Source organism: Maribacter sp. ACAM166 (assembly GCF_005771495.1).
Lineage (GTDB): Bacteria > Bacteroidota > Bacteroidia > Flavobacteriales > Flavobacteriaceae > Maribacter.
Genome location: NZ_VAUW01000015.1, coordinates 74,209 through 98,340, shown reverse-complemented (window position 1 = coordinate 98,340; position 24,132 = coordinate 74,209). Strand labels below are relative to the sequence as shown.

23 protein-coding genes and 1 riboswitch are annotated in these 24,132 nt (G+C 35.4%); of the genes, 13 read left to right on the top strand and 10 right to left on the bottom strand.

The window, feature by feature from the left end:
- Positions 1-256: 256 nt before the first annotated feature.
- Entirely contained in the window at positions 257-2,869 is a 2,613-nt protein-coding gene (locus ES765_RS12000; RefSeq protein WP_138114564.1) for a T9SS type A sorting domain-containing protein, read from the top strand.
- Positions 2,870-3,328: 459 nt separating this feature from the next.
- Here the strand turns inward: ES765_RS12000 and ES765_RS11995 are convergent, their stop codons facing one another.
- Both ES765_RS11995 and ES765_RS11990 read right to left on the bottom strand, forming a co-directional pair.
- Positions 3,329-4,090, bottom strand: coding sequence for a hypothetical protein (locus ES765_RS11995; RefSeq protein WP_138114563.1), 762 nt, complete (start codon positions 4,088-4,090; stop codon positions 3,329-3,331).
- A 199-nt stretch (positions 4,091-4,289) separates the two neighbouring features.
- Positions 4,290-4,946, bottom strand: a complete 657-nt coding sequence (locus tag ES765_RS11990; RefSeq protein WP_138114562.1) for a TrmH family RNA methyltransferase — start codon at positions 4,944-4,946, stop codon at positions 4,290-4,292.
- A gap of 48 nt (positions 4,947-4,994) precedes the next feature.
- On the opposite strand from ES765_RS11990, the gene ES765_RS11985 reads away from it, so the two are divergent.
- The gene (locus tag ES765_RS11985; RefSeq protein ID WP_138114561.1) at positions 4,995-5,681 is read left to right on the top strand and encodes an SIR2 family NAD-dependent protein deacylase; all 687 of its coding nucleotides are present in this window, start codon (positions 4,995-4,997) and stop codon (positions 5,679-5,681) included.
- On the opposite strand, the gene ES765_RS11980 is transcribed toward ES765_RS11985, so the two are convergent.
- A complete protein-coding gene (locus ES765_RS11980) occupies positions 5,650-6,123 on the bottom strand; it encodes a heme-binding domain-containing protein (RefSeq protein ID WP_138114560.1) in 474 nt (157 codons plus the stop codon). The two genes, ES765_RS11985 and ES765_RS11980, sit on opposite strands and share 32 nt — an antisense overlap.
- 34 nt (positions 6,124-6,157) lie before the next feature.
- Here ES765_RS11980 and ES765_RS11975 point away from each other — a divergent pair, with 34 nt between their 5' ends.
- The 3 genes from ES765_RS11975 (at position 6,158) to ES765_RS11965 (ending at position 9,218) form a co-directional block, all read left to right on the top strand.
- Positions 6,158-6,661 (top strand): adenylosuccinate lyase, encoded by a 504-nt coding sequence (locus ES765_RS11975; protein ID WP_138114559.1) that lies wholly within the window; start codon positions 6,158-6,160, stop codon positions 6,659-6,661.
- A 193-nt stretch (positions 6,662-6,854) separates the two neighbouring features.
- On the top strand, positions 6,855-8,198 hold the full coding sequence (gene purB, locus ES765_RS11970) for an adenylosuccinate lyase (protein WP_138114558.1): 1,344 nt from the start codon (positions 6,855-6,857) through the stop codon (positions 8,196-8,198).
- A 126-nt stretch (positions 8,199-8,324) separates the two neighbouring features.
- Complete coding sequence (locus ES765_RS11965; protein ID WP_138114557.1) at positions 8,325-9,218, top strand: mechanosensitive ion channel family protein; 894 nt, start codon at positions 8,325-8,327, stop codon at positions 9,216-9,218.
- A 347-nt stretch (positions 9,219-9,565) separates the two neighbouring features.
- On the opposite strand, the gene ES765_RS11960 is transcribed toward ES765_RS11965, so the two are convergent.
- The 5 genes from ES765_RS11960 to ES765_RS11940 all read right to left on the bottom strand — a co-directional run bounded on the left by ES765_RS11960 (position 9,566) and on the right by ES765_RS11940 (position 12,304).
- Positions 9,566-10,105: a DUF4252 domain-containing protein gene (locus ES765_RS11960; RefSeq protein WP_138114556.1), complete on the bottom strand. Its 540-nt coding sequence runs from the start codon at positions 10,103-10,105 to the stop codon at positions 9,566-9,568.
- Between the two features lie 64 nt (positions 10,106-10,169).
- Complete coding sequence (locus tag ES765_RS11955; RefSeq protein ID WP_138114555.1) at positions 10,170-10,712, bottom strand: DUF4252 domain-containing protein; 543 nt, start codon at positions 10,710-10,712, stop codon at positions 10,170-10,172.
- A 107-nt stretch (positions 10,713-10,819) separates the two neighbouring features.
- Positions 10,820-11,368 (bottom strand): DUF4252 domain-containing protein, encoded by a 549-nt coding sequence (locus ES765_RS11950; RefSeq protein ID WP_138114554.1) that lies wholly within the window; start codon positions 11,366-11,368, stop codon positions 10,820-10,822.
- A 5-nt stretch (positions 11,369-11,373) separates the two neighbouring features.
- The gene (locus tag ES765_RS11945; RefSeq protein WP_138114553.1) at positions 11,374-11,808 is read right to left on the bottom strand and encodes a hypothetical protein; all 435 of its coding nucleotides are present in this window, start codon (positions 11,806-11,808) and stop codon (positions 11,374-11,376) included.
- Positions 11,795-12,304, bottom strand: a complete 510-nt coding sequence (locus ES765_RS11940; RefSeq protein ID WP_138114552.1) for an RNA polymerase sigma factor — start codon at positions 12,302-12,304, stop codon at positions 11,795-11,797. Before ES765_RS11940 ends, ES765_RS11945 begins: the two co-directional genes overlap by 14 nt.
- 226 nt (positions 12,305-12,530) lie before the next feature.
- On the opposite strand from ES765_RS11940, the gene ES765_RS11935 reads away from it, so the two are divergent.
- Together ES765_RS11935 and ES765_RS11930 are read left to right on the top strand one after the other, a co-directional pair.
- On the top strand, positions 12,531-14,054 hold the full coding sequence (locus tag ES765_RS11935) for a S41 family peptidase (protein WP_138114551.1): 1,524 nt from the start codon (positions 12,531-12,533) through the stop codon (positions 14,052-14,054).
- A gap of 27 nt (positions 14,055-14,081) precedes the next feature.
- Positions 14,082-15,551, top strand: coding sequence for a S41 family peptidase (locus ES765_RS11930; protein WP_138114550.1), 1,470 nt, complete (start codon positions 14,082-14,084; stop codon positions 15,549-15,551).
- A gap of 54 nt (positions 15,552-15,605) precedes the next feature.
- Here ES765_RS11930 and ES765_RS11925 read toward each other — a convergent pair whose 3' ends face one another.
- Positions 15,606-17,477 carry a TonB-dependent receptor plug domain-containing protein gene (locus ES765_RS11925; protein ID WP_138114549.1) on the bottom strand — a complete coding sequence of 624 codons (1,872 nt, stop codon included), beginning with the start codon at positions 17,475-17,477 and terminating at the stop codon, positions 15,606-15,608.
- 70 nt (positions 17,478-17,547) lie between these two features.
- Positions 17,548-17,804, bottom strand: a riboswitch (cobalamin riboswitch).
- A gap of 70 nt (positions 17,805-17,874) precedes the next feature.
- On the opposite strand from ES765_RS11925, the gene ES765_RS11920 reads away from it, so the two are divergent.
- From ES765_RS11920 to ES765_RS11895, 6 genes are all read left to right on the top strand, one after another.
- On the top strand, positions 17,875-19,023 hold the full coding sequence (locus tag ES765_RS11920) for an ABC transporter substrate-binding protein (RefSeq protein ID WP_138114548.1): 1,149 nt from the start codon (positions 17,875-17,877) through the stop codon (positions 19,021-19,023).
- Positions 19,024-20,055 carry a FecCD family ABC transporter permease gene (locus tag ES765_RS11915; RefSeq protein ID WP_138114547.1) on the top strand — a complete coding sequence of 344 codons (1,032 nt, stop codon included), beginning with the start codon at positions 19,024-19,026 and terminating at the stop codon, positions 20,053-20,055. It begins immediately after the preceding gene.
- Positions 20,056-20,061: 6 nt separating this feature from the next.
- Positions 20,062-20,856 (top strand): ABC transporter ATP-binding protein, encoded by a 795-nt coding sequence (locus tag ES765_RS11910; RefSeq protein ID WP_138114546.1) that lies wholly within the window; start codon positions 20,062-20,064, stop codon positions 20,854-20,856.
- A 111-nt stretch (positions 20,857-20,967) separates the two neighbouring features.
- On the top strand, positions 20,968-22,338 hold the full coding sequence (gene rmuC / locus ES765_RS11905; RefSeq protein ID WP_138114566.1) for a DNA recombination protein RmuC: 1,371 nt from the start codon (positions 20,968-20,970) through the stop codon (positions 22,336-22,338).
- A 130-nt stretch (positions 22,339-22,468) separates the two neighbouring features.
- Positions 22,469-22,834: a 6-phosphogluconate dehydrogenase gene (locus ES765_RS11900; RefSeq protein ID WP_138114545.1), complete on the top strand. Its 366-nt coding sequence runs from the start codon at positions 22,469-22,471 to the stop codon at positions 22,832-22,834.
- Between the two features lie 40 nt (positions 22,835-22,874).
- A complete protein-coding gene (locus ES765_RS11895) occupies positions 22,875-23,420 on the top strand; it encodes an acyl-CoA thioesterase (protein ID WP_138114544.1) in 546 nt (181 codons plus the stop codon).
- On the opposite strand, the gene pgl is transcribed toward ES765_RS11895, so the two are convergent.
- Positions 23,401-24,126 (bottom strand): 6-phosphogluconolactonase, encoded by a 726-nt coding sequence (pgl, locus tag ES765_RS11890; RefSeq protein ID WP_138114543.1) that lies wholly within the window; start codon positions 24,124-24,126, stop codon positions 23,401-23,403. The genes ES765_RS11895 and pgl overlap by 20 nt on opposite strands.
- Positions 24,127-24,132: the final 6 nt, after the last annotated feature.

Below are 24,132 nucleotides of genomic sequence, written 5' to 3'. Positions count from 1 at the left end.
GTAACTTTAGAGTAGATTACCATAGATAGATTTTTAGATTAATGAATTGAATTTCAACACTTTAATTTACTGAAAATCTATCTTTTTTGTTGCATAATAATCAAATATTATTAATCGAACTCAGGTTATTAATTTAACGTACCACAGTTTTTAACCTTACTACCACAACTGTTTTCAACATTACAACATAATGTAGGTAAATTCTTATTTTTTTTGTTATTTACTGCCAGATAACAAAGGTCCCGAACCAGTGCCCATGAAAACCAACACTTACCACTTCTTAAAAAGAAGTAACACCTATTTACTAACGGTCTTATTTGTATTCGTTATATCAATTTCGCTAAAAGCACAATCACAACTAACCTACGGAAATGCATACAATGTCTCGTCCGCTATCTACGCTGGAGCTGGAGAAGAGTTCTCCTTAACATCATTAGATGAAGAACCTCAAGATTTTGTTTTTAATCCGGATGGAACTAAAATGTTTGCAATTGGATTAAACCGTAGATGGTTGTTAGAATATCTATTGAGTACCCCATATGATGTATCTACCGCAGTTGTATCAGGGAATACATTTCGAGATTCTAGGAATTCATATTGGAGGATTCAAGGATTAAGCTTTAATAAAAGTGGTACAAAACTTTTTATACTCTCCTCTAGTAAGCTTGTTTTTGAATATACATTGGCTATCCCTTTCGATATTACCACTATAAATACCACAGGGTCTACTAAAGATCTTAGTACTTATAATAGCTCTCCTGTAGATATTTTATTTAATCTAGATGGTACCAAAATGTTTATTTTGTATACTAATGGGACCATTGTAGTGTATAATCTGTGGATTGCCTTTGATATCTCCACAGCTGTATTCTCTGTGCAAAGTGATTCGTTTAGAGAACACCGTGGTACATTCGCACAGGGGTTTACTTTTAATCCAAATGGAACAAAGATTTTTGTACTAGATAGTTTTAGGCCAGGCCTCATTTTAGTTTGTAACCTGAGCACTGCTTTTGATATTACTTCGGCAACATATGCGGGGTCAGCTGAAGACCTCTATGTTGGAGATGAAGAGACTTTTGCACAAAGCATAGAATTTGACGCTATGGGCTCTAAATTATTTGTTCTTGGTTCTAACGGCGATGCTGTAGTAGAATACCATATTCCAAATGTAGTGGTTTCTTACATCGAGATAACAAGCAATACTGGTACCGTTGAAGCAACAGACCCGCTGCAGATAACACTTAATGATGACACCTTTGCTGACCTAGGAAGTGGGTTTTTAACTCCTGACCAAGTAAGTCTCACAAACCTGCCCAGCGGCCTTATACCTACTTTTACCATTGTCGATATAAATACGATACAACTCGCTTTTGATGGTAATGCGGCAAGTAACGAGCGCGCTGACAGTGTATCAGAAATTAGTTTTAGTTTCACTGATGCCGCATTTACAGGAGGGGATGCTTCGAACATACTAAATTCTGGAGACGCAACACCCTTTACTTTTTCCTTAAACATATTATTTGACCCCGATGCCGATGATGATGGGACTCCCGATTTTGAAGATGATTTTCCTTCAGATTCAGATGAGGATACCGATACGGATGGTGATGGAACCGGAGACAATGCCGATACCGATGATGATGATGATGATACTCCAGATACAGAAGATGATTTTCCTTTAGATTTAGATGAGGATACTGATACCGATGGTGATGGAATAGGAGACAATGCAGATACCGATGATGATGGTGATGAACAAAGTGATCTTGATGAAACGGATTGTGGCAGTGACCCATTAGATTCGGCAAGCCTATCTGCGGATTTAGATGACGATAATAGACCAGATTGTGCCGATACCGATGATGACAATGACGGCACACTTGATACCGAAGATGATTTTCCATTAGACCCAGATGAGGATACCGATACGGATGGTGATGGAACCGGAGACAATACAGATACCAATGACGACAATGATGGTACTCCAGATACTGAAGATGATTTTCCATTAGATGAAAATGAGGATACCGATACCGATGGCGATGGAATAGGAGATAATGCAGATATCGATGATGATAATGATGGAACAGCAGATACAGAAGATGATTTTCCATTAGATGAAAATGAGGATACCGATACCGATGGTGATGGAACCGGAGATAATGCAGATATCGATGATGACAATGACGGTACCCCAGATACTGAAGATGATTTTCCATTAGACCCAGATGAGAATACCGATACGGATGGTGATGGAACCGGAGACAATGCAGATACCGATGATGATAATGATGGAACACCAGATACAGAAGATGATTTTCCATTAGACCCAGGTGAGGATACCGATACGGATGGTGATGGAACCGGAGATAATGCAGATACCGATGATGATAATGACGGTACCCCAGATACTGAAGATGATTTTCCATTAGACCCAGATGAGGATACCGATACGGATGGTGATGGAACCGGAGATAATGCAGATACCGATGATGATAATGACGGTACCCCAGATACTGAAGATGATTTTCCATTAGACCCAGATGAGGATACCGATGACGATGGAACCGGAAACAATGCAGATACCGATGATGATTTTAATGAAAATGATTCGCCAACAGCTACAGGCATAGCTATTGCTTATCCAAATCCTACAGACCGAATGTTAACGTTATATGTTCCTGGAAATGCACATAAAGTAGGTATTACTGTTAGCACAGTTATGGGTTCAATAGTATTACGTAATAGCTATAATGTTTCTATAGAAAGAACAGTTCTTATAGACCTTGGAAATATATCAAAAGGAATTTATATTGTTTTTATAGACGGGTTAACAACACAAAACAAAATCAAAATAATCAAAAAATAGTAGAGGTAATTCCTATTCAATTAATTGATTTAATGCTAATTACCAACAAAACAAAACCCTGTTTCAATTTCATTACCTGTTAAGCATAGCGCTGTTAATTAAAACGAAACGGTTCTAAAAAAGAGTATTGAAAACATCTCTTAAGGCGATAATTTGAAGAACCTATATATTATGTTTGCTTGGGTTAAATTTCATCTACTTATAAAATCGTTTACTATATTTCCATGTCACTATAACGCATACTCTGAAACCGTAGAAAAGAGTCTCGTATCGTTTGAATTGCCCCAATTTGGGTTTAGCGCCAGCATCTTTATATAAAAGGTCGTCTATATTTTTAAAGGTGTTTTCAAACATCTACGCTATTGATTTAAGCCTAAAAATAAAAAAAGGCAGTCGTTAAACTGCCTTTAATAGGCTTTAATAAATTTCTAAAAGCACCCTTGTCAACAGTACCTTTTCTTAATTGCCTACATAAGAAAACGTCGTGTTATACGAATACGTGTTTCCCCCTACAGCAGAGATAGACGTAACAGTAGCAGAGGTAGGATAGTCACCATCATAGGTATACGCCAAGTTAATGGAGTGTTCTACTTCTCCATCTTCATTCTTATATGTAATTTGAGATAGATTGTTATTAGGGAATAACACTTTGGCCTTAACAATTTCTTCAGGTTGTAGAGCCGCAGCAAAGTTCAATCGTATCTTATCCATTACTGAAATTAAACCGGCTGCTTCAGCAGTTTTGTAAAAAGGGTTCGGTTTATTATCATAGGAGATTTCTGCTGTGTAATACACCACTTCATAATCTCTAGTCGTACGGTTGTAATCGTATTCTAGAAACTTTAATACAGACGGGTTTCCGTTGTTATCATATTCTTCAACTTGACCATCCTCAAAAGCATTATAGGGAGATTGATATAATTCTTCTATATTTCCATTACCACTTTGCCCGGTTACATTGCTTAAACTTCCTTCTTCATACGAGAAAATTGTGGTGTTTGAACCATCAAATATGGTCGTCAATTTATTGTCCGTGTTATAGGAAAATATAATTTTTGCGTTTTCATCAGAACTTTGGGCAGATAAAACGGATATTGAACTCATGAGTTTGGTGTCAACATTTCCGTTTACTTCATCAAATTCTTCTGATGTAAACTTGTCGCAGCTAAAATTGATAATTGTAAGTGATAAAATTACTAGTAGGTAGTTTATTCGTTTCATAATAACAGTGGGTTTTTAATTTGTAAAATTTATATTAAAACCTAAAATTATGCTACTATTACTTTATAACATTACGGGTTGCCGTAATCGACCAAAAGAAATCGAATAAAGAAACAGACCTTACTATTTAGAGGTGTAGGTTTAAAAAATATAGCTGTATAGCTATGAGGTAAGTAGCGGTAAATAAAACAAGGAAACATTAATTGTTCGTATGATACCTTATTAGAATAGCATCAATGCTTTTTATGGATTTTTTTGTCCAATCTAACCGTTTTTCTAACTTTTCTTCTGGTGTTAATCTCCAATCAAAATCAGATTTTTTTAATTTTGTTGTTAAATCTTGGAGCAAAATAGCAGCGGAAACCGAAATATTTAAGCTTTCTGTAAAGCCCACCATGGGTATTTTTAGAAAGGCATCTGAATGCTCAAGCACGTAATCGCTTAGTCCCTTATTTTCAGTACCAAAAAACAATGCCATTTTACCGTCTAATTCAAAATCTTGCAATAAAGAACTATCGGCATGCGGACTTGTGGCTACAATTTTATATCCCTTATTTCTTAACACCTCTATTACTTCTTTTGAATTTTTATATCTTTTGACATCTACCCATTTTTGAGCTCCCATAGCAATTTCCTCATCTAAACGTTGGCCATACGTACCTTCTATCAAATGCGCCTGCTGTATACCAAATGATTCACAACTACGTATAACTGCACTTGTATTATGCATTTGAAAAACATCTTCGACAGCAACAGTAATAAAATTGGTTCGATGACTTAAAATTTCAGTAAACCGTTTTATTCTTTCTTTCGAAATAAATTGCTCCAAATACGCTAAAAGCTGCTCATCTATCATGCCGCCAAGATAAGAAAAGTATATTTTTAGGGTGAATTGAATTTAGTTATGAAGAACATTGTCGTATTGACCGGAGCTGGAATGTCAGCGGAAAGCGGATTAAAAACATTTCGAGATGCCAATGGTCTCTGGGAAGGACACGATGTTATGGAGGTTGCTACCCCTGAAGGTTTTCAAAAGAATCCAGAATTGGTGTTGGAATTTTACAATCAACGCAGAAAACAATTAGTAAGTGTTCGTCCCAACCTAGCGCATATAGCGCTGATAGAACTCGAGAATCACTTTAATGTAACTGTCATAACTCAGAATGTAGACGACTTACATGAGCGGGCAGGTAGCTCTAAAGTGCTTCATTTACATGGCGAATTATTAAAGGCTCGAAGTACAGGTGCGATTGACGCTATTATTGAATGTAGAAATGATATTTTTGTTGGAGACGTATGTCAAAACGGATTTCAACTTAGACCGCATATCGTTTGGTTCGGTGAAGCAGTACCACTTTTAGAAGACGCTATAGCGATTACAGAGAAGGCAGACCTTTTGATTATTATAGGCACTTCGATGCAAGTTTATCCTGCTGCAAGTTTGATTGATTTTGCCAAAGTTGATATTCCTATTTACTTCATCGACCCAAAACCAGCGATAACCAGTGCAGCAAATCGTAATTTAACCATTATTTCAGAAAACGCGGTAGCAGGTGTTCCTACTTTGGTAGCTTCCCTAATTGGTAAATAATTCTGGTTTGCGTTACCCATTCAACAAGGGCACTAACTTCTTCGTTAGATAGTTTGGCATTACCATGTAGATATGTATATTCCGTCAAGGGCATTTTGGCCGCAACAACCTCTTCTTCCAATTCTTCTAGGAGGTGGTCTTTTTTATCTATGGAATACGTTTCCCATTCAGAAAAATTCAAATGTTCCTTTCCTTCTTTTACGTGGCTGGCAATCCAATATGAAATTGGTGCTACATTATTGTACCAGGGATAGGTTGTACTATTACTATGGCAATCATAACAAGAAGTTTCGAACACTGCTTTAAGCTCTGGCGAAGGATTAGTTTCTATGATAAAGGTTTTCGTATGGTTACCAGGAGAAATGTTCTTTGTAGGACTGTAAAATTGCATGGCTACGAATACTAAAACCACACCTAGGCTAATTTTTTTTAGTAATTTCATATTTGGGGGAAATATGAAATAAAGATACAGTTTTATGACCAAGGATGAGCTCTGTGAAGCATTGAATCACGTAAATGCTTCGAGAGAAAAACAGAATACACTGGCAACTAAAATTGAAGAGCAGCCACACCTAATTCCGATATTGATAGCCATTATCAAAGAAGATGCATACCCAATTTCCTGTAAAGCGTGTAGGGTATTAGAATTCATTACCAAAAAAGAAGTACAACCTATTCTACAAAATATTGATGCATTCATTCTCTCTTTACCTAGCTTAACTTTGGAATCATCGATTAGACCGGCATCCAAAATTTGTCAACTTTTGGTTCAATACCAATACTCGAAAAAATCACTTAACTCAAAAAAAATACATTCTGATACTCATTTAAACGCTATTACCGAGGCTGCTTTTGATTGGTTAATTGGAGAACATAAAGTTGCCCCGAAAGCATATGCAATGACCATACTCTTAGTACTTGGTAGAAAAAAATGCATGGATACATCTAGAATTACAACAAATTTTAAAACAGAATTATAAAAGCGGAAGCGCTGCTTATAAGGCACATGCTAGAATTACTTTAAAGTCTCTTGAGAAAATTAAAACCAAATACGATAAAACGTAGGCTACCTTTCTTCGATTAACATTGAATGGCTGCAACTTCTAGCTTTTAGTGTTTTAAACTATGGTGCGAATAGGTATATTTGCCGATTATTAATTCAACCAATTCATTATGTCTCTTAACGCATTAAATGCCATTTCTCCAATTGACGGTCGCTATAGATCAAAGACCAATTCTTTGGCACCATTTTTTTCTGAAGAAGCCTTAATAAAATATAGGGTACGAGTAGAAATAGAGTATTTTATTGCACTATGCGAGATTCCTTTGCCACAACTAACTTCATTTGACACTTCTAAATTTGAAACGCTACGTAAAATCTATATTGATTTTTCTACAGCCGATGCGCAAGAAATTAAGGAGATTGAAAGAACAACCAATCATGATGTAAAGGCGGTTGAATATTTTATTAAAAAGGCGTTTGACACATTAGGCTTATCAAAATTTAAGGAGTTTATCCACTTCGGGTTAACCTCACAAGACATAAATAATACTGCGATTCCACTTTCTATTAAGGAAGCTATGAATGAGGTATATGTACCGCACTATTTCGAATTACTTGAAAAATTAAGTGTTCTTGCAGAAGATTGGGCAGCTATACCAATGTTAGCAAGAACGCATGGTCAGCCTGCATCCCCTACCCGATTGGGCAAAGAAATAATGGTTTACGTCGTTCGGTTAAAAGAACAGTTCAATCTATTGAACGATATCCCTAGCGCTGCGAAATTTGGTGGTGCAACAGGAAATTTTAACGCTCACGTGGTTGCCTACCCTTCTATCGACTGGAGAGCATTCGGCCAGAATTTTGTACAAGAAAAATTAGGACTTCAACATTCTTTTCCGACCACGCAAATAGAACATTACGACCATATGGCAGCTCTTTTTGATGGTCTCAAACGCATCAATACGATTGTATTAGATCTAGACCGTGATTTCTGGACGTATGTCTCTATGGAATATTTCAAGCAAAAAATAAAAGAGGGTGAAGTTGGTTCATCGGCTATGCCACATAAAGTGAATCCTATAGATTTTGAAAACTCTGAGGGTAACCTAGGTATTGCCAATGCCATTTTTGAGCATTTATCTGCAAAATTACCCGTTTCGAGACTACAACGCGATCTTACCGATAGTACGGTTCTTCGAAATGTAGGTGTACCTTTTGCGCATACTATTATTGCCTTCCAATCTACGTTAAAAGGTTTGAACAAGTTATTGCTGAATAAGGCTAAGTTCGAACAAGATTTAGAGAACAATTGGGCTGTTGTAGCCGAGGCTATACAAACGATACTGAGACGAGAAGGATATCCAAATCCATACGAAGCGTTAAAGGGTCTTACACGAACTAACGAGAAAATCAACAAGAATTCAATTGCTGATTTTATTGACACTCTAGAAGTATCTGATGTTATTAAAAAAGAACTTAAACAAATATCACCTAGCAATTATACGGGGATTTAAGCCTCTTTGGTTTCATTTAAACTTTTATTTAGTTCATTTACTTGGTCTACGCATTTTAGAGTTCTTTAAATTTTAATTTTTGGTTGGTAATAGCTATATTATTCACTAATACAAAACTAAAATTTCATGCAAGCAAATTTCTCAGTTGAAGAATCCGTTGGAAATCTTTGGGATAAGTTAGAGGGGTGGTTAGATGCCATTATTTTAAAATTGCCAAATTTCATCATGGCGATTTTGGTCATGTTCCTATTTTACTTTTTAGCAAAGGGTATACGCAAAGTATTAAAACGAACCGTTCTTAGAAAAATAGCTCAAGTCTCTATTCAAGAAATTATAGCAAAAGTTGTCTTTGTTATCATTATTTTAATAGGGTTTTTTATTGCACTTGGGGTCTTAGACCTAGACAAAGTACTCACAAGCATTTTAGCAGGTGCTGGGGTTGTTGGTTTGGCCATTGGACTGGCACTTCAAGGGACGTTGAGCAATACTTTCGGCGGACTTATTCTATCCTTTATGCCGCAACTTAAGATAAATGACTTTATTTCTGCTGATGGAGTTTCTGGTTTTGTAACAGAAATTAGTTTACGAAATATAATTCTAAAAAAACCCGACAACAATATTGTGGTAATTCCTAACTCGAAATTTATTGATGGTTCTTTCACCAATTACTCCATGAATAAAAGGAATAGAATATTTGTTAACTGTGGTGTAGGGTATGAAAGTGACTTACAAATGGTCGAAGATTTAACTGTAAAAGTAATCGCTGATAATTTTGAACAGAATGATGGTGAAACGGTAGAGTTTTTTTTTACAGAATTTGGCGATAGTTCTATAAACTTTATGGTACGGTTTTGGGCCGACTGTGTGAATGTAAAACAAGAACACGCTTCTAGACATAAGGCCATCAAACTTATTAAGAAACACTTTGATGAACGTGATATTAATATTCCGTTCCCAATTCGAACTTTAGATTTTGGAAAGAATAATCTACAAATAGTAAAAGAGTCACCCTCTAAATAATTAATAAAAACCCGCTGGAAAATTACAGCGGGTTTTTATTTTAGTGTCTGTCTTGTCCTGAAATAAGGATATACAAAACAGTATACTTCTACAGTTGCAAAATAAACATCATTATTACTGTTCTGGTCTACAGAAAGTGCGTACAACAAGGTTTTTAGAACTATCTACCAATTCATAAGCATTAACGGAAGTGGCTGTATTTTATAATACTTTTAGGTTTTACATCAATATTTCGAATACTACTTCTTTGCTTCTTTTAAGGTCAAAACCTTAATCAACAACACTATAAACAAAATAAAAAGCCCGTTACATAGTTGTAACAGGCTGTATCAAATACGTTTAAAAAACTAGCCTTTTATTAAATTACCAAGTTGCTCTAGACCTTCCACGTCAAAATCTGATTTTTCCATAGCCTGCATCAGTTGTACAAAACTTGCCGGGTTCATATCATCGCCTAGAACACGTATCAGTATTAAACCCTTTTCATCATTATCTCCGTAGATGACAATTTCATCAATAGTATCGTCATCCCCTTTTAGCTGAATGGTTGCTTTTCCAAACTGCGTATTCATCTTCATTAGTTCACTAAAATCAGAACTTTTCAGAATAGACCTAATAGCAACCTTTTGTACTTCATAATCAGCAGTATTATCATTACTTTTTTGAAACGCTAAAATATTTAATTTCTTAAGTGAGGATGCTGCCTTTTTTTGAGTTTCACTCAAGTCTACCTTTTCTATATTCAAAAGACTGGAGGGTAAATCAAAAGACATAAAATTCGGATTCTCTGCACTAGAAATATAATATTGCTGAAGACTTGGCTCAGAGGAACAAGAAGAAATAGTAAAAACCATTATTAAAACGATAATCCAATATATATTTTTCATTGTCCTATTTTTAAATAAAAAAGGGTCTTCCCTAACTTAAGGAAGACGCTCTTTTAAAAATTAATTACTTCCCTCCTGCTCTGTTCAACTCTTTTGGTAAATCCATTTTATTGGTAATCGAACCAATTTTATTTAAATCGATATCACCGGTTAGGCTAACCAAAACGGTTTCAAGTTTTCTACCATGATCACCCATTTCAACATTATCCAATCCAGAAACAAACATTAACAATTCCGTCACATGGTCCTTTTTTGAGCCGTCCCTTATGTAAAACTTTACGTTTACATCTTTGTCCTTTACGCGCATTAATTCTTCTAATTTAGAGGATTTAAGGTACTTCTTAACGGTGGCCGACATATCTGCGGAAACCGATGCATCTTCGGTCATAAACACTTTTACATTTTTAAGTCCGCTTGCAACCTCCATAAATTCCCTGGCTTCTGCATCGTCGCTCATACCTCCTAATTTGGAGACTAAATCGATCATTCCCTTGTTTACAATTACAGACCCTACATTATCCATATTTTCATACTTATCAAATACAGACTGTGAAAAACCCAATATGGGTAAAATTGCCATTAAAATTACTACTGCTACTTTTTTCATGATTGTTGTTTTTAATACCGCTACTGTTTTATACAGCTTAGGTGATTGATGAATTGATGTTTTCAATAGCGATAAAAAATTAGGGGTTATCGCAAATTGAACCTTATTTAATTCCCCTTTTTTGATGCTTTCCCTAATTGATTACCTCCTGGTAGATCCATTTTATCCGTCAATTTAGAAACAGAACGTAAATTTATGTCGCCTGTCAAGGACAATAAAACTGTTTCAAGTTTCTTACCATTAATGTCTATATCCTTTATGCCGGTTACGAACATTAAAAGCTCTTTGACATGATCGCTGTCTTTCCCTTCTTTTACATAAAATTTTACATTTGAACTACCGTCACGCACCCGCATTAACTCTTCAAAAGAGGAGTTTTTTAAACGGTTTGTCACCCAGCTATCTACATCTTTAGAAATACTTGCATCGTCTGTCGTTATAACCTTGAAACTGGTAATAGAGTTCACTAGTTCAAAAAACTCTTTGGCTTCTGGGTCATCTGAACTTACGCTCATTTTACCCAACATTTGAAACATCTTAGGCTGCATAGCAACAAAAGTAACTTTATCATTATCCTCGTATTTATCGAAAATATCTTGAGCTTTTGTAAGCATGGGAGCTAACACTAACAGAACTACTATCAATATCTTTTTCATTGTAACTATTTTTTAATTAAAAATTTATTTGTCGTTTTTTCAAATTCTTCTAAATGGTACAGTTGTTCTGTCCCTTTGTTAAAATTCATTGCTAATAAGGCAAAGGCCTCTTGTGCAGACTCAATCTCTTCCTGTGTATACTCGTCTGCTAAAGTAACAGGAGTTGGAACTGGAGGGTAAAAATAAAAACCGACTATGAAAACTGCGACTGCTGCAACGGAAACCCACTTTAAATAATTTTTTCTTGGTTTTAAGGGGACCTGCTTCGTAAAGCGCTCTTCTTTTGCTTCGGTGAAATAATTAAACAAAGGTGCATGTTGCTCTAAATGTGGTGCAACATCTTCTTTTAAGAAATATGCCCTAAGTGTTTCTTCTTCGGCAACCGTAGTGGTGGCCTCAAAATATTTATCCAATAATTTTTCTATATTATACAATTCCATAATTATGCTTTTCCATTAATTTTTCCCGTACAGTTTTTCGTGCCCTTGACAATGTGACTCGTATGGCTGTAGGTTTCATATCCAATAATTCTTCTATCTCTTCATATTCATATTGCTCTACATCACGCAATTGCAAGACCATTTTTTGTTGTTCTGGTAATTCTGCCATTATACGTTCGACCCAACTTATACTATCCTTAGCTTCTAATGCATTCTGCAACGAGGTGTTCGAATCTGTATAATTACTGTGCACCAATTTTAAGTTTCCTGCTTGTTTAGATTTCAACCTGTCCAAACAGAAATTCTTTGTCATGGTCATTGCAAATGCCTCTACATTAGTATAGGTCTCCATTTTATGCTTCTTCAACCATAATTTGATGAGAATTTCTTGTGTAGCATCTTCGGCTTCCTCTGTTGAAACCAATAACCTCTTGGCCATTCGGAACAACTTATCCTTAAAAGGCAACACAATATGTAAAAATTCTGTTTGTTTCATTTTGGTAAAGCTGTTCGTAACCATGCTAAGATGTTTACAAAAGGAAGACGACGTTCAACGAATTTTGTTACAATTAATTTTTATTTAAATGTCTTGTAAGTAAATTTAACATCCTTACACTAATTATATTCGTATTTAAAGTATAGTTCATTTTTTTTAGTAAAATTATTTCATAAAAGTGGAATACTTATTGCTGTAAATGAATTTAGTGATTCAAAAAAAAGCTATGAAAAAAAATTTACTATCCCTCCTATGCCTAGGTACCATTGTAATCTCTTGTAACAAAAATGATGATGAACCAATAATTGAAGAAGAGGTTATTGAAACTCCTGTTGAAGAGGTTCCTGTTGAAGTAGATATTGAAGTTCAAAACTTTTTTTGGCAAACATTGAACAGCTATTACTTTTGGCAAGGTGAGGTGACAGATTTAGCGGATGATCGTTTTGATACGCAAATATTTTATGAAGAATACCTGGTTAATAATCCAAATCCGGTTGACCTATTAGAAAATAAATTACTTTTCTCAGAAGATCGATTTACATTTTATGATGAAGACTATAAAGAACTAGTTAATAATTCTGCAGGTGTTTCTAAAAGTAATGGTCTACAATTTGGACTTTCATTAATCGGAGATACAGATGATGTTTTTGGGTATGTTGAATATATCATCAAAGATTCTGATGCCTCTAATCAAGATATTAAAAGAGGTGAAGTATTTATTGGTGTGAATGGCACCAATTTAAATCGAGACAATTTTATAGATCTCTTATTCGGTGATAATGACACGTACACCTTAAACATGGCCGAAATAGTAGATAATACGATAAGCCCAACCGATAAAGAAGTTACATTAACAAAAGCTGAAGGTTTGCAAGAAGATCCTATTTTGGTAACCAATGTAATTACATCTGGAGATAGAAAAATTGGATATTTTATGTACAATCAATTTGTTGCCGGAACAGAAGATGCTATGAATGTCGTTTTTGCAGATTTCATGTCTCAAGGCGTAACCGACCTTGTATTAGATTTACGATATAATCTTGGTGGTAGAGGTACGACAGCAGCAGTATTAGCAAGTCTAATTCACGGTACAAGTACTAATGATTTACTTTTTAGAACTATATATAATTCTAAATTACAAGCCGTTTTTGATAGCAGCGATACAGATAACTTTTTTGTAAATACCACAGGCACTGTTAATGGTAACTCTGATGCAGCCTTAAATTCTTTAAATCTAAGTCAAGTTTATATTCTAGCTACTTCAGGTTCAGCATCTGCAAGTGAATTGGTCATGGTGGGTTTAGAACCCTATATGGATGTTGTACATATAGGTACTACAACGGTAGGTAAAAATCAAGGATCTGTATTATTTGTTGATGATTTAGAAGGAGGCAATGTATATGATGCTGAAAGGGTAGAAAATATAAATCCAAATGTACAATGGGGATTACAACCAATAATTAGTAGAGTTGAAAACAGTGCTGGCTTTTCTGATTATGCAGGTGGTTTAGTACCAGATATCGAACTTGAGGAAGATATTGCAAACTTAGGTATTCTTGGTAATGCAGACGAGCCTTTATTGGCTCGTGCGATTCAAGAAATAACTGGGGTTAGTGCGAAAACAAGTTTTGAAGTTGGAATTCCATCTCGATTAATTTCTAGTTCTAAACTTCATAATCCTATAAATACAACACTTCTATTAAACAAAAGTGTGATAAAGTCAAATAATCCTCTGGTACAAAAGAAATAAATTGTAAACATTTAAGTTTCCTTATTTATGAAGAATATTTTAGTATTAGTAGTTACCGTAATTATTTTTTCGTGCGCTAAGGATGATGATTTATCCTTGCCAAACACGATTGACCCAGATGGGTCGGCAGAAGTAGAAGTTCAAGATTTTATGTGGAAGTCGATGAATTTTTGGTACTTCTGGCAGTCTAATGTAGATGATTTAGCAGATGATAGGTTTATGAATAGTACGGAAGGAAGGGCTGAATACACTGCTTTTTTAGATTCAGAAGACAATCCTGCTGCATTTTTTGAAAATAAACTACAGTTTATAGAAGACCGTTTTAGCTTTTATAATGCTGATTATCGTGAATTGACGAACTCATTGGCCGGTATTTCAAAAAGTAACGGATTGGAATTTGGACTCGTTCGCTTTCAAGACAGTGATGATGTATTTGGTGTTGTGCGTTACATTATTCCAAATTCAAATGCCGCTACTGCCGATATTCAACGAGGTGAATTATTTACAGGGGTAAATGGTATTACCCTAACTTTAAATAATTACTTAAACTTACTTTTTGGAGCGAATGACACCTATACTTTGAACATGGCTGATTTCGTTAATGGGTCGGTGGCTCCAAGTGACAAAGAGGTAATTCTTACTAAAGAAGAAGCATTAGCCGAAAATCCGATTTTGATTTCTAAATCATTTGAAATTAGCGGTGAAAATATTGGGTATATCATGTACAATCAATTCACTAATGAATATGATGACGAATTGTATACCGAAATCGAAGCATTAAAATCTGCTGGAATTACCAATTTAGTGATGGACTTACGTTACAACCCTGGTGGATCCGTTAATACTACTCGCTTATTGGCAAGTATGATTTATGGCACCAATACCTCCGATGTGTTTTTGAGAAAAAGATATAACGATAAGCTTCAAGAGCAATTTAGTGACAGCCAATTAGAAGTTTATTTTGCAGATAAAGTTGGTACTAAAAACATTAATTCATTAAGTTTTACCAAATTATATGTTTTAACTACTTCTAGTTCTGCATCGGCAAGTGAATTGTTGATCAACAGTTTAGAACCCTACATCGATGTCATCCAAATCGGTGATGTAACACGAGGGAAAAACGAATTTTCAACTACATTGGTTGATGACCGTGACAACTCTTACCTCTATACACCTACTAGGGTCGACAAAATCAATCCAACTAATCAATGGGCGATTCAACCATTAATTGGTAGAAATGAAAATTCAGAAGGTTTTTCAGACTTTACAAACGGTTTACAGCCAGATATTCTATTAAAGGAGGATTATGACAACCTTGGTATTTTAGGAGATCAGAACGAGCCTTTGTTAGCTAGAGCTATACAAGCTATTACAGGACAAACTGGTAAACGTGATTTCACTGTTAAATATCCTATCAACATAATTAGCAGTTCTAAAATGCTAAGTCCTATAAACGGTAAAATGATTGATGATACGGTCTACGATTTGGAATTTTAGACCTAAAAAAGAAGATAAAAAAAGGACAGCTAAACAGCTGTCCTTTTTTGTTTATTACAAACTCAATTTAAATCCTAATCGTACATTCCTTCCTCTAGTAGTATAATCCACTAGCTCTGTATACTCTTCGTTTAGCAAATTATCAATCCCAACAAAAGCTCCAAATCTATTGGAGAATTCATGTTTCAATTGAAGGTTTACCAAACTAAAACTAGCCAATTCTACATTTGAAAATGTGGCAAAATCGGTATCGGTTCGGTCGGAAACAAATTGATAGGAAAGGCCTACATATGTTTTTGTACCCATAGTATACCCAATACTTGCATTTACTTTATTCTTTGGCACTCTTAACGCCAAACCTTCTTTAGAATTCGTTAGCGTATAGTTCGCATCAAAAGTTAAACCTTTAACAGGTTTAGAACTAAAACCTACCTCTACTCCGTTAAAATGAGCGGTGCTTTCCGCATTACGGTATTGACTTTCAAAAGTTACTGGATCAATAGTCACATATTCAATTCGTGCATCTTCCACTCTATTGAAATAGACCGCATTAATCGTGAACTTATCAGACATTTTATATTCAACACCACCTTCTAGTGTTCTATCCTCTTCGGGATTCAAATCTGAATTAGCTCCAAATGGTCCGTATAGTTGTGATAAATTGGGTGCAATATAAGAGGTAGCATATGAACCTAAAAATTTTAAGTATCCAGAATTAATAGCTACTCGATACGATGGATTAATATTATAAATAACGTTCGAACCATAGGTACTATGATTGTTTAAACGTAGACCAGTATTTAAATTGATACCGCTATCACCAACATACACAACATTTAAATAGGGATCTACAGTATTTGAATGTTGTTCTTCTGAAAATAACGTTTGGTTATCAATATAATTCAGACCAATAATGGTATGAAGTTTTTTAGCAAAAGTATACTTGTTAAAAATATCCAACACATAAGTTTGCGAATTATAGCCTGCCGGAAAACTCGAAACAAAAGACCTATCTATCTGATTGAACGCTGTATTGATATGAATACTCCCATTTTCATAGCCGTATTTAGAAGCCAAACCAAAACGTGATTGTTCACTGGTAAAATGAAAATCAGCATCTTCTATTGGAAATCCGTTATCGTAATCACTATTCAATTTATTATAAAATGCAGAAGCAGTTACTTCAAATCGTTCAGTAAATTGGTATCCAACCTTTACATTTCCATCAATTCGTGAATATGCATCCGCCTCAGTGCCGATTGCAGCAGATAGTCCGTCTGTAAATTGCTGTCCTCCAGAAGCCAACAAAGAAAGTTTTTCATGTTTTGCCATTAGGTTTACCGTATTTGAAAAATCAGAGATATTATAATTCTGATTATTTTGAGATTGGTTGGTGCCCATACTAGATAGTACATCCATTAAAAGCCCCTCCTTCTTAGCCTGTTTTGTAGTAATATTAATCACTGCTGTTGCTGCCGAATTACCATAAAGAGTGCTTGCTGCTCCTTTTAAAATCTCGATGCTTTCTATTTGAGAAATGTTTAGCAATCGAAGGTCGTATTCTGCACTAGGACTAGATGGGTCTGAAACCTGAATTCCATCAATGACAACCAAAACTTGACGGTTATTACCTCCTCGTACATAGGTAGATAAGTTCTGGCCGGCATAACTTCTACTCCCATTTATTTCAATACCACTTTTTGTATTGATAATTTCTGCAATGGAGCGACCTTGATTCTGCTCCAATTCTTTCTGACCAATCTTAATGACAGTCTTTCCTGAATTTTCGCGTTTCAGTTCAAAACGTGAATCACTGACGACTACTTCGTCTAATTGCAGGGTATTGAGGGAATCTTGTTGTTGTTGCGCACCTACTTTAGCGCATAATAATACAGTGACCGTAGACCACAAAAAATAATTTTTCATTCGTTTAAATTCATAAACGGGAGCGTAGTATGTCTGTACCCATACGCAAACCTTTATCCCGAAAGTTTAACAATTGTTGTTTGAATAAGGCAGGTCTCCTGACTTGTTTTATGTTATTTTGCCTTCCCATGTTTCTGAACCGGTTCAGGTAACAAAGTGGCTTTGAAGAAAATAACATCTTCGTTAAAGAAGTATCAAAAACAATTTATCTGCCGATAAACAGTATTGACATAAACATACAGTTGCGGGAACAGTTCCGGATTTACACCAGATTCCCTTTTAATTCCACCGTAAAAAGCAGTGAAAACCAAAATTCACGGCGAAAATAAACATTTTGTTTAATCTTTCTAGGTAAAGTTTAATAATACTACTTTTGAAAAATAGATATATTATTTAGATGCTAAAACAACTTCTCTTTATCAGTTACTTACTTTTTTTATGCGGTTGCAAACAGCAAAAAAAAGAAAGTAAACCGGTAGACTTTATTTCCAAAAACACAACGATAACCTATGCCAAAGGCTTTTCTATTGAAAAACAAGACTCTGGTTTGACTATTCTTAAAATAATAGCTCCATGGCCAAATGCAGAAGATTCTTTTACATATGCTCTAATTCCAAAAGATAAGCAAGCATCTATAACCTTGGATAAAAATAAGTATGACGCTATAATTTCAGTGCCGATAGAAAATGTAGTTGTAACCTCAACCACCCATATTCCCGCATTGGAAGCACTGGGTGAACTGAATAAACTTATTGGTTTTCCAGATACCAAATATATCTCATCAAAAGAAGCAAGAATACGTATTGATGCAGATCAAATAAAGGACCTGGGCGTCAATGAAAGCTTGAATATAGAAGCTGTTTTGGCGCTACAACCAGACCTTGTTATAGGTTTTGCTGTAAATGGGAGCAACAGCGCTTATGAGACCTTGAAACGTTCACTAATACCTGTTATTTATAATGGAGACTGGGTCGAAGAAACTCCTTTGGGAAAGGCTGAATGGGTTAAGTTTTTTGCTCCATTCTTTGAAAAAGAAAGTGAAGCCCATACTATTTTTAGAAAAATTGAGCATTCTTATCTAGAAGCTAAAAAATTGGCTGCCACTATAGAAACAAAACCTACCGTATTGAGTGGTGCACTTTATAAAGATGTTTGGTATTTACCGGGTGGTAAAAGCTGGGCAGCTAATTTTCTGAAAGATGCCAATGCTGATTACCTATGGAATGGTACTGTTGAAAATGGAAGTCTATCCTTAGGCTGGGAAAGTGTTTTAGACGTTGCTAAACATGCGGAGTATTGGATTGGCCCTGCTCAATTTGCATCTTATGAGGAAATGGAATCTTCAAGTAACCACTACCTACAGTTCGAAGCTTTCAAAAATAAACAGGTATACACGTTTGCCAATACGCTTGGGGAAACTGGTGGTAACTTGTACTATGAATTAGCACCCCAAAGACCTGATCTTGTACTGAGAGATTTAATTCATATTTTGCACCCAGGTCTATTACCCAATCATGAACCATTCTTCTTTAAACCATTGCGCTAATTGTCGAAACAGCCCACATACGCTATACACTTTTTGGTTTTGCTCTTTGGCCTAACCGCATGCTTTATCGTAAACATAAGTCTGGGTTCTGTGAGTATCTCCTTTGTTGATACGTTGAACATCATATTCGGTTCGGTGACGGAACAATCTTCAAACACCTACATCATTTGGAATTATAGAATACCCAAAGCCCTTACCGCTATTTTTGTCGGAAGCGGACTTTCCCTAAGCGGACTTTTAATGCAAACATTGTTTAGAAACCCACTGGCAGGCCCTTATGTACTAGGTATAAGTTCTGGAGCAAGTTTGGGAGCTGCTTTGTTGATTATGGGATCTTCTCTATTCTCTGGATTTATGACCTTTTCAGCTTTTAATGATATTGCTTTGGCAATTGCATCTAGTGTAGGGAGTTTTCTGGTACTGCTAATCGTTCTAACAGTAGCTGTAAAAGTAAAAGATACAATGGCACTTTTAATTATTGGTTTAATGTTCGGCAGCATTACCGCGGCTATCGTAAGTGTGCTTTCTTATTTTACAAAAGCAGAAAAACTAAAACAATATGTTTATTGGTCTTTTGGTAGTTTAGGTAATCTTACTTGGATGCAATTATTGATTTTATGCCTTTGTACTGTTATTGGTATACTACTAAGTATAATCTCTATTAAGTCACTTAATGCTTTTTTACTTGGTGAAAATTATGCCAAGAGTTTAGGGGTTCATTTAAAAAAATCTCGCTATATAATCATCATAGCAACAGGTCTTTTAGCAGGATGCATTACCGCATTTGCCGGACCAATAGCTTTTGTCGGTTTAGCCGTACCCCATGTGACCCGACAACTTTTTCACACTACCGATCATAAGGTTCTAATACCGGCGGTACTGTGCTGTGGTGCCATTTTAATGTTGATTTGCGATACGTTAGCCCAATTGCCCGGTTCAGTGAGTGTATTACCTATAAACGCCATAACGAGTATTTTTGGAGCACCCGTTGTCATATGGTTATTGGTGCGTAAAAAGAAAATGATTTTCTAATCTAAAATATTTAAATCCATCAAAAAAACAAACTCAAATAGCGTACTTAATATCAATAAATTATCTGTTGGATATGACAAAAAAATCATTGCTAAGGATATTTCATTTGACCTAAAAAAAGGTGAACTGACGGCTATTGTAGGAGTTAATGGTATTGGTAAATCAACCTTACTTCGTACCATAGCTGGTTTTCAGTCAAAAATATCTGGATCTATACAAGTTGAAGGGAAGGAATTAGCTACTATCGATACATTAGATTTGGCTACAAAGGTAAGTGTGGTATTAACGGAGCCAATTGCTACAAAGAATATGTCAGTCAAAGAATTAATGGCTTTAGGCAGACAGCCGTATACCAACTGGTTAGGGAAATTATCATCTGAAGATGTTTCGATTATCAATAAAAGTGTTTCCATCTTAGAACTTGAATCATTTTTAGAGAAAAAATGCTATGAATTAAGCGACGGACAATTACAGCGGGTAATGATTGCCAGAGCCTTAGTTCAAGATACCAGTATAATCCTTTTAGATGAGCCCACTACACACTTAGATTTGTATCACAAAGTCCATATTTTAAAACTTCTAAAATCTATTGCCCACAAAACTAAAAAAACAATTCTATTTACCAGTCATGAAATAGAATTGGCAATACAGTTATGTGATAAAATGCTGATTTTAGATGGTCAAAGTAATCCGTTTGAAGAACCGTGTAAACTCATTGAAAATAATAATTTTGACACCTTATTTCCTGCAGACATGATTTCATTCGATGCTACTACCGGGTCTTTTAAGATAAAGAAATAAACGTAGCTACTTCGAATTAAATGATTCGCTACAGCTATTAATTAAAACCGGGTACCCTTTTAAAATTTAAAGTTCAATCCAGTATCTTTACAACACCACTTTTCATAAATGATGAACGAAATTTTTATTTATCTCCTTGTTGGTATCCTTTGCCTTGCTATTGGCTATTTTCTCGGAAATTATATTCAACAATTAAAAACAAAATCTCAGCTGAGTGCATTAAAAGAGCGAGAGCAACAAATGCACAATAATCTATCTGTTTTACAGGAACGTTTGAAAGATACGGAGCAACATAGTATAATCCTTCAATCAGAAAAAGAGCAACTTGGCAATAAAATAGTGAGAGCTCAAGCCGATATGGAGAACCTCCACGATAAGAATCGAGAACAGAAAGAAGAAGTTGAAAAATTACAGGAAAAATTCACCAAGGAGTTTGAAAATCTAGCCAATAAAATACTAGAAGAAAAAAGCATAAAGTTTACCGAGCGAAATGAAAAGAATATTAAGGATATTCTTACGCCATTAAATGAAAAAATTCAGCTTTTTGAGAAGAAGGTAGATGAAAGTCAGAAAGAAAATATAAGCATTCATTCCGCCTTAAAAGAACAATTGTTAAACCTGCAGACCCAAAATCTTAAAATCACGCAAGAGGCCGAGAATTTGACAAAAGCCTTAAAAGGTGATAGTAAAATGCAGGGTAATTGGGGCGAATTGGTTTTGGAGCGCGTCTTGGAAAAATCTGGATTAGAGAAAGACCGCGAGTATACCGTACAACAAAGTTTCACGCGAGCCGATGGTAGTCGCGTTCTACCCGATGTTATTATCAATTTACCTGACGGTAAGAAAATGATAGTGGATTCAAAAGTTTCTTTAACCGATTATGAGCGCTATGTAAATGCAGATGAAGAACTTAGGGACAAACACTTAAAAAACCACATTAATTCATTAAGAAGGCATGTAGACCAATTATCGGCCAAAAAATATGAAGACCTTTATGAAATGGAAAGTCCAGATTTCGTGTTAATGTTCGTTCCCATAGAACCTGCGTTTGCCATCGCCATCAACCAAGATAGTTCGTTATATACTAAAGCATTTGAACAGAATATTATCATCGTTACACCTTCTACGCTTCTCGCTACGCTACGTACTATCGACAGTATGTGGAATAATGAGAAACAACAGCGAAATGCTATTGAAATAGCACGACAGGCAGGTGCACTTTATGACAAGTTCGAAGGGTTTGTAAGCGACTTAATGAAAGTGGGTAAAAAAATGGACGAGGCCAAAGTAGAATATCGAGGAGCCATGAATAAATTGGTAGAAGGTCGCGGTAATATTGTTCATAGTATTGAGAAATTGAAAAAAATGGGTGCCAAAGCAAAAAAAACTATTCCGGAGTCTATATTGAAACGAGCTTTGGAAGATGATGATTTTGAATTGGAAGATGATGATTTTGAAGAAGAGTCTACATTAAAATTATAAACTATACCTTGATAAAACGGTTTAGCATACTAGATAATTAGTAGCCTAAAAAAAAGATTCATCAATACCTTGAACATTCATTACTATTGACTTAACATTTTCATCTAACCTTAACTTAGAAATTAAATAAATGAAAAAGATTCTATCACTGATTTTTATAGGCCTTATTACTATTGGAGCATTATATTATGCCTTTATCTACTTCGTCTCTTTTAGTGAAGGCGTACGTTCTGGAGAGTTAATTAAATTAACCCACAAAGGCGTAATAGCGAAAACTTGGGAAGGAGAAATTAGTCAAGGTATCTCTGGTGCTCAAATATTCTCATTTTCAGTATTGGATACGGATAAGGATGTCATCGAAAAACTTAAGGAATATCAAGGACAGTACGTAAAGGTAACATATACTGAACGCTACTCAACCTTCTTTTGGTTAGGTGATACTAAATATTTTATCACTGAAGTAGAAGCAGAACAATCACCACATTTTAGAAATTAAGTACACCACAAGTATTCCTTAATCTGAAAAAAACAAGTACATGGAAAAATTTAAAGGCGTAAAAGATTCACGGGTTTCCATAACAGAATTAATGCTTCCCTCCCATTCCAATTTTGGCGGTAAGGTTCATGGTGGACATATTTTAAATTTGATGGATCAAATTGCTTTCGCATGTGCTTCGAAGCATTCACAGCAGTACTGCGTTACAGCTTCCGTGAACAGAGTGAATTTCTTAAATCCTATAGAGGTTGGAGAATTGGTTACCCTCAAAGCCAGTATCAATTATACCGGCCGTACGTCAATGGTTGTTGGAGTTCGTGTAGAATCTGAAAATATTACCTCTGGTAAAAAAAAACATTGTAATTCTTCTTACTTTACTATGGTTGCAAAAGGTCCTGATGGTAAAAATACTACTATACCAGGTTTAATTGTATCCGATGATCAAGGCGTAAGACGATTTGCACGTAGTAAATACAGGAAATTGGAAGCACAGGAACGTGATACTAAATTTGAATCTAAAACCTTTAATTCCCTCGACTATGTCAAGGAATTAGAAAGCGAGAATATTAAGATTGATTTAAAGTGAGTTGTTTTGCAGCAGCTGCGTCTAAAAACCAAACTAAGTCTTTTGTTTTAGGGGACACATGACTTGCAGGATATTCTAAACATCCTTCTTCCCTTTCCACAATACTCTTAATCTTTTCAGCCTTGCTTTCACCTGTAACCAAGAAGACCACCGTTTTGGCATTATTAATTACCCTGCCTGTAAGCGAAACTCTTCTTTGACCCGATTCTGGGTGAATAGCTACCTCACAATTATCAGGAGAATCCCATAGATTGAGTTCATGAGGGAAAATAGATGCGGTATGCCCATCATCGCCCATACCCAAAATAACCATATCAAACTGTGGCAACCCTAATTTTTGAGGTAATTGTTTATCTAATAAACTTCCATAACGTTTCGCTTCTGATTTCGGATTATCCTCCCCTTTTATGCGATGAATATTCCCCTCTGGTATAGTAACTTTAGAAATAAGATGCTCTACGGTCATCCTATAATTACTTTCCTCATCATCTGGTGCTACACAACGTTCGTCTCCCCAATATAAATGAATAGAACTCCAGTCAACATCATTTGAAAATTCATCCGCCAAGACATCAAATACAATTTTAGGAGTACTCCCACCCGATAATGCCACATGAAATGGTTGCTGAATAGTCGATTTTTCAATTAAATATTTTGAAAATTCTTCTGCAACTTTTACTTTATTTTGATAAACTTTTACTTCCATTTTTTA

Bases quoted from the DNA above. Each gene is read 5' to 3' on its own strand.
- ES765_RS12000 (WP_138114564.1), top strand. From the start codon at position 257: ATGAAAACCAACACTTACCACTTCTTAAAAAGAAGTAACACCTATTTA.
- ES765_RS11995 (WP_138114563.1), bottom strand. From the start codon at position 4,090: ATGAAACGAATAAACTACCTACTAGTAATTTTATCACTTACAATTATC.
- ES765_RS11990 (WP_138114562.1), bottom strand. From the start codon at position 4,946: ATGATAGATGAGCAGCTTTTAGCGTATTTGGAGCAATTTATTTCGAAA.
- ES765_RS11985 (WP_138114561.1), top strand. From the start codon at position 4,995: ATGAAGAACATTGTCGTATTGACCGGAGCTGGAATGTCAGCGGAAAGC.
- ES765_RS11980 (WP_138114560.1), bottom strand. From the start codon at position 6,123: ATGAAATTACTAAAAAAAATTAGCCTAGGTGTGGTTTTAGTATTCGTA.
- ES765_RS11975 (WP_138114559.1), top strand. From the start codon at position 6,158: ATGACCAAGGATGAGCTCTGTGAAGCATTGAATCACGTAAATGCTTCG.
- purB (WP_138114558.1), top strand. From the start codon at position 6,855: ATGTCTCTTAACGCATTAAATGCCATTTCTCCAATTGACGGTCGCTAT.
- ES765_RS11965 (WP_138114557.1), top strand. From the start codon at position 8,325: ATGCAAGCAAATTTCTCAGTTGAAGAATCCGTTGGAAATCTTTGGGAT.
- ES765_RS11960 (WP_138114556.1), bottom strand. From the start codon at position 10,105: ATGAAAAATATATATTGGATTATCGTTTTAATAATGGTTTTTACTATT.
- ES765_RS11955 (WP_138114555.1), bottom strand. From the start codon at position 10,712: ATGAAAAAAGTAGCAGTAGTAATTTTAATGGCAATTTTACCCATATTG.
- ES765_RS11950 (WP_138114554.1), bottom strand. From the start codon at position 11,368: ATGAAAAAGATATTGATAGTAGTTCTGTTAGTGTTAGCTCCCATGCTT.
- ES765_RS11945 (WP_138114553.1), bottom strand. From the start codon at position 11,808: ATGGAATTGTATAATATAGAAAAATTATTGGATAAATATTTTGAGGCC.
- ES765_RS11940 (WP_138114552.1), bottom strand. From the start codon at position 12,304: ATGAAACAAACAGAATTTTTACATATTGTGTTGCCTTTTAAGGATAAG.
- ES765_RS11935 (WP_138114551.1), top strand. From the start codon at position 12,531: ATGAAAAAAAATTTACTATCCCTCCTATGCCTAGGTACCATTGTAATC.
- ES765_RS11930 (WP_138114550.1), top strand. From the start codon at position 14,082: ATGAAGAATATTTTAGTATTAGTAGTTACCGTAATTATTTTTTCGTGC.
- ES765_RS11925 (WP_138114549.1), bottom strand. From the start codon at position 17,477: ATGAAAAATTATTTTTTGTGGTCTACGGTCACTGTATTATTATGCGCT.
- ES765_RS11920 (WP_138114548.1), top strand. From the start codon at position 17,875: ATGCTAAAACAACTTCTCTTTATCAGTTACTTACTTTTTTTATGCGGT.
- rmuC (WP_138114566.1), top strand. From the start codon at position 20,968: ATGAACGAAATTTTTATTTATCTCCTTGTTGGTATCCTTTGCCTTGCT.
- ES765_RS11900 (WP_138114545.1), top strand. From the start codon at position 22,469: ATGAAAAAGATTCTATCACTGATTTTTATAGGCCTTATTACTATTGGA.
- ES765_RS11895 (WP_138114544.1), top strand. From the start codon at position 22,875: ATGGAAAAATTTAAAGGCGTAAAAGATTCACGGGTTTCCATAACAGAA.
- pgl (WP_138114543.1), bottom strand. From the start codon at position 24,126: ATGGAAGTAAAAGTTTATCAAAATAAAGTAAAAGTTGCAGAAGAATTT.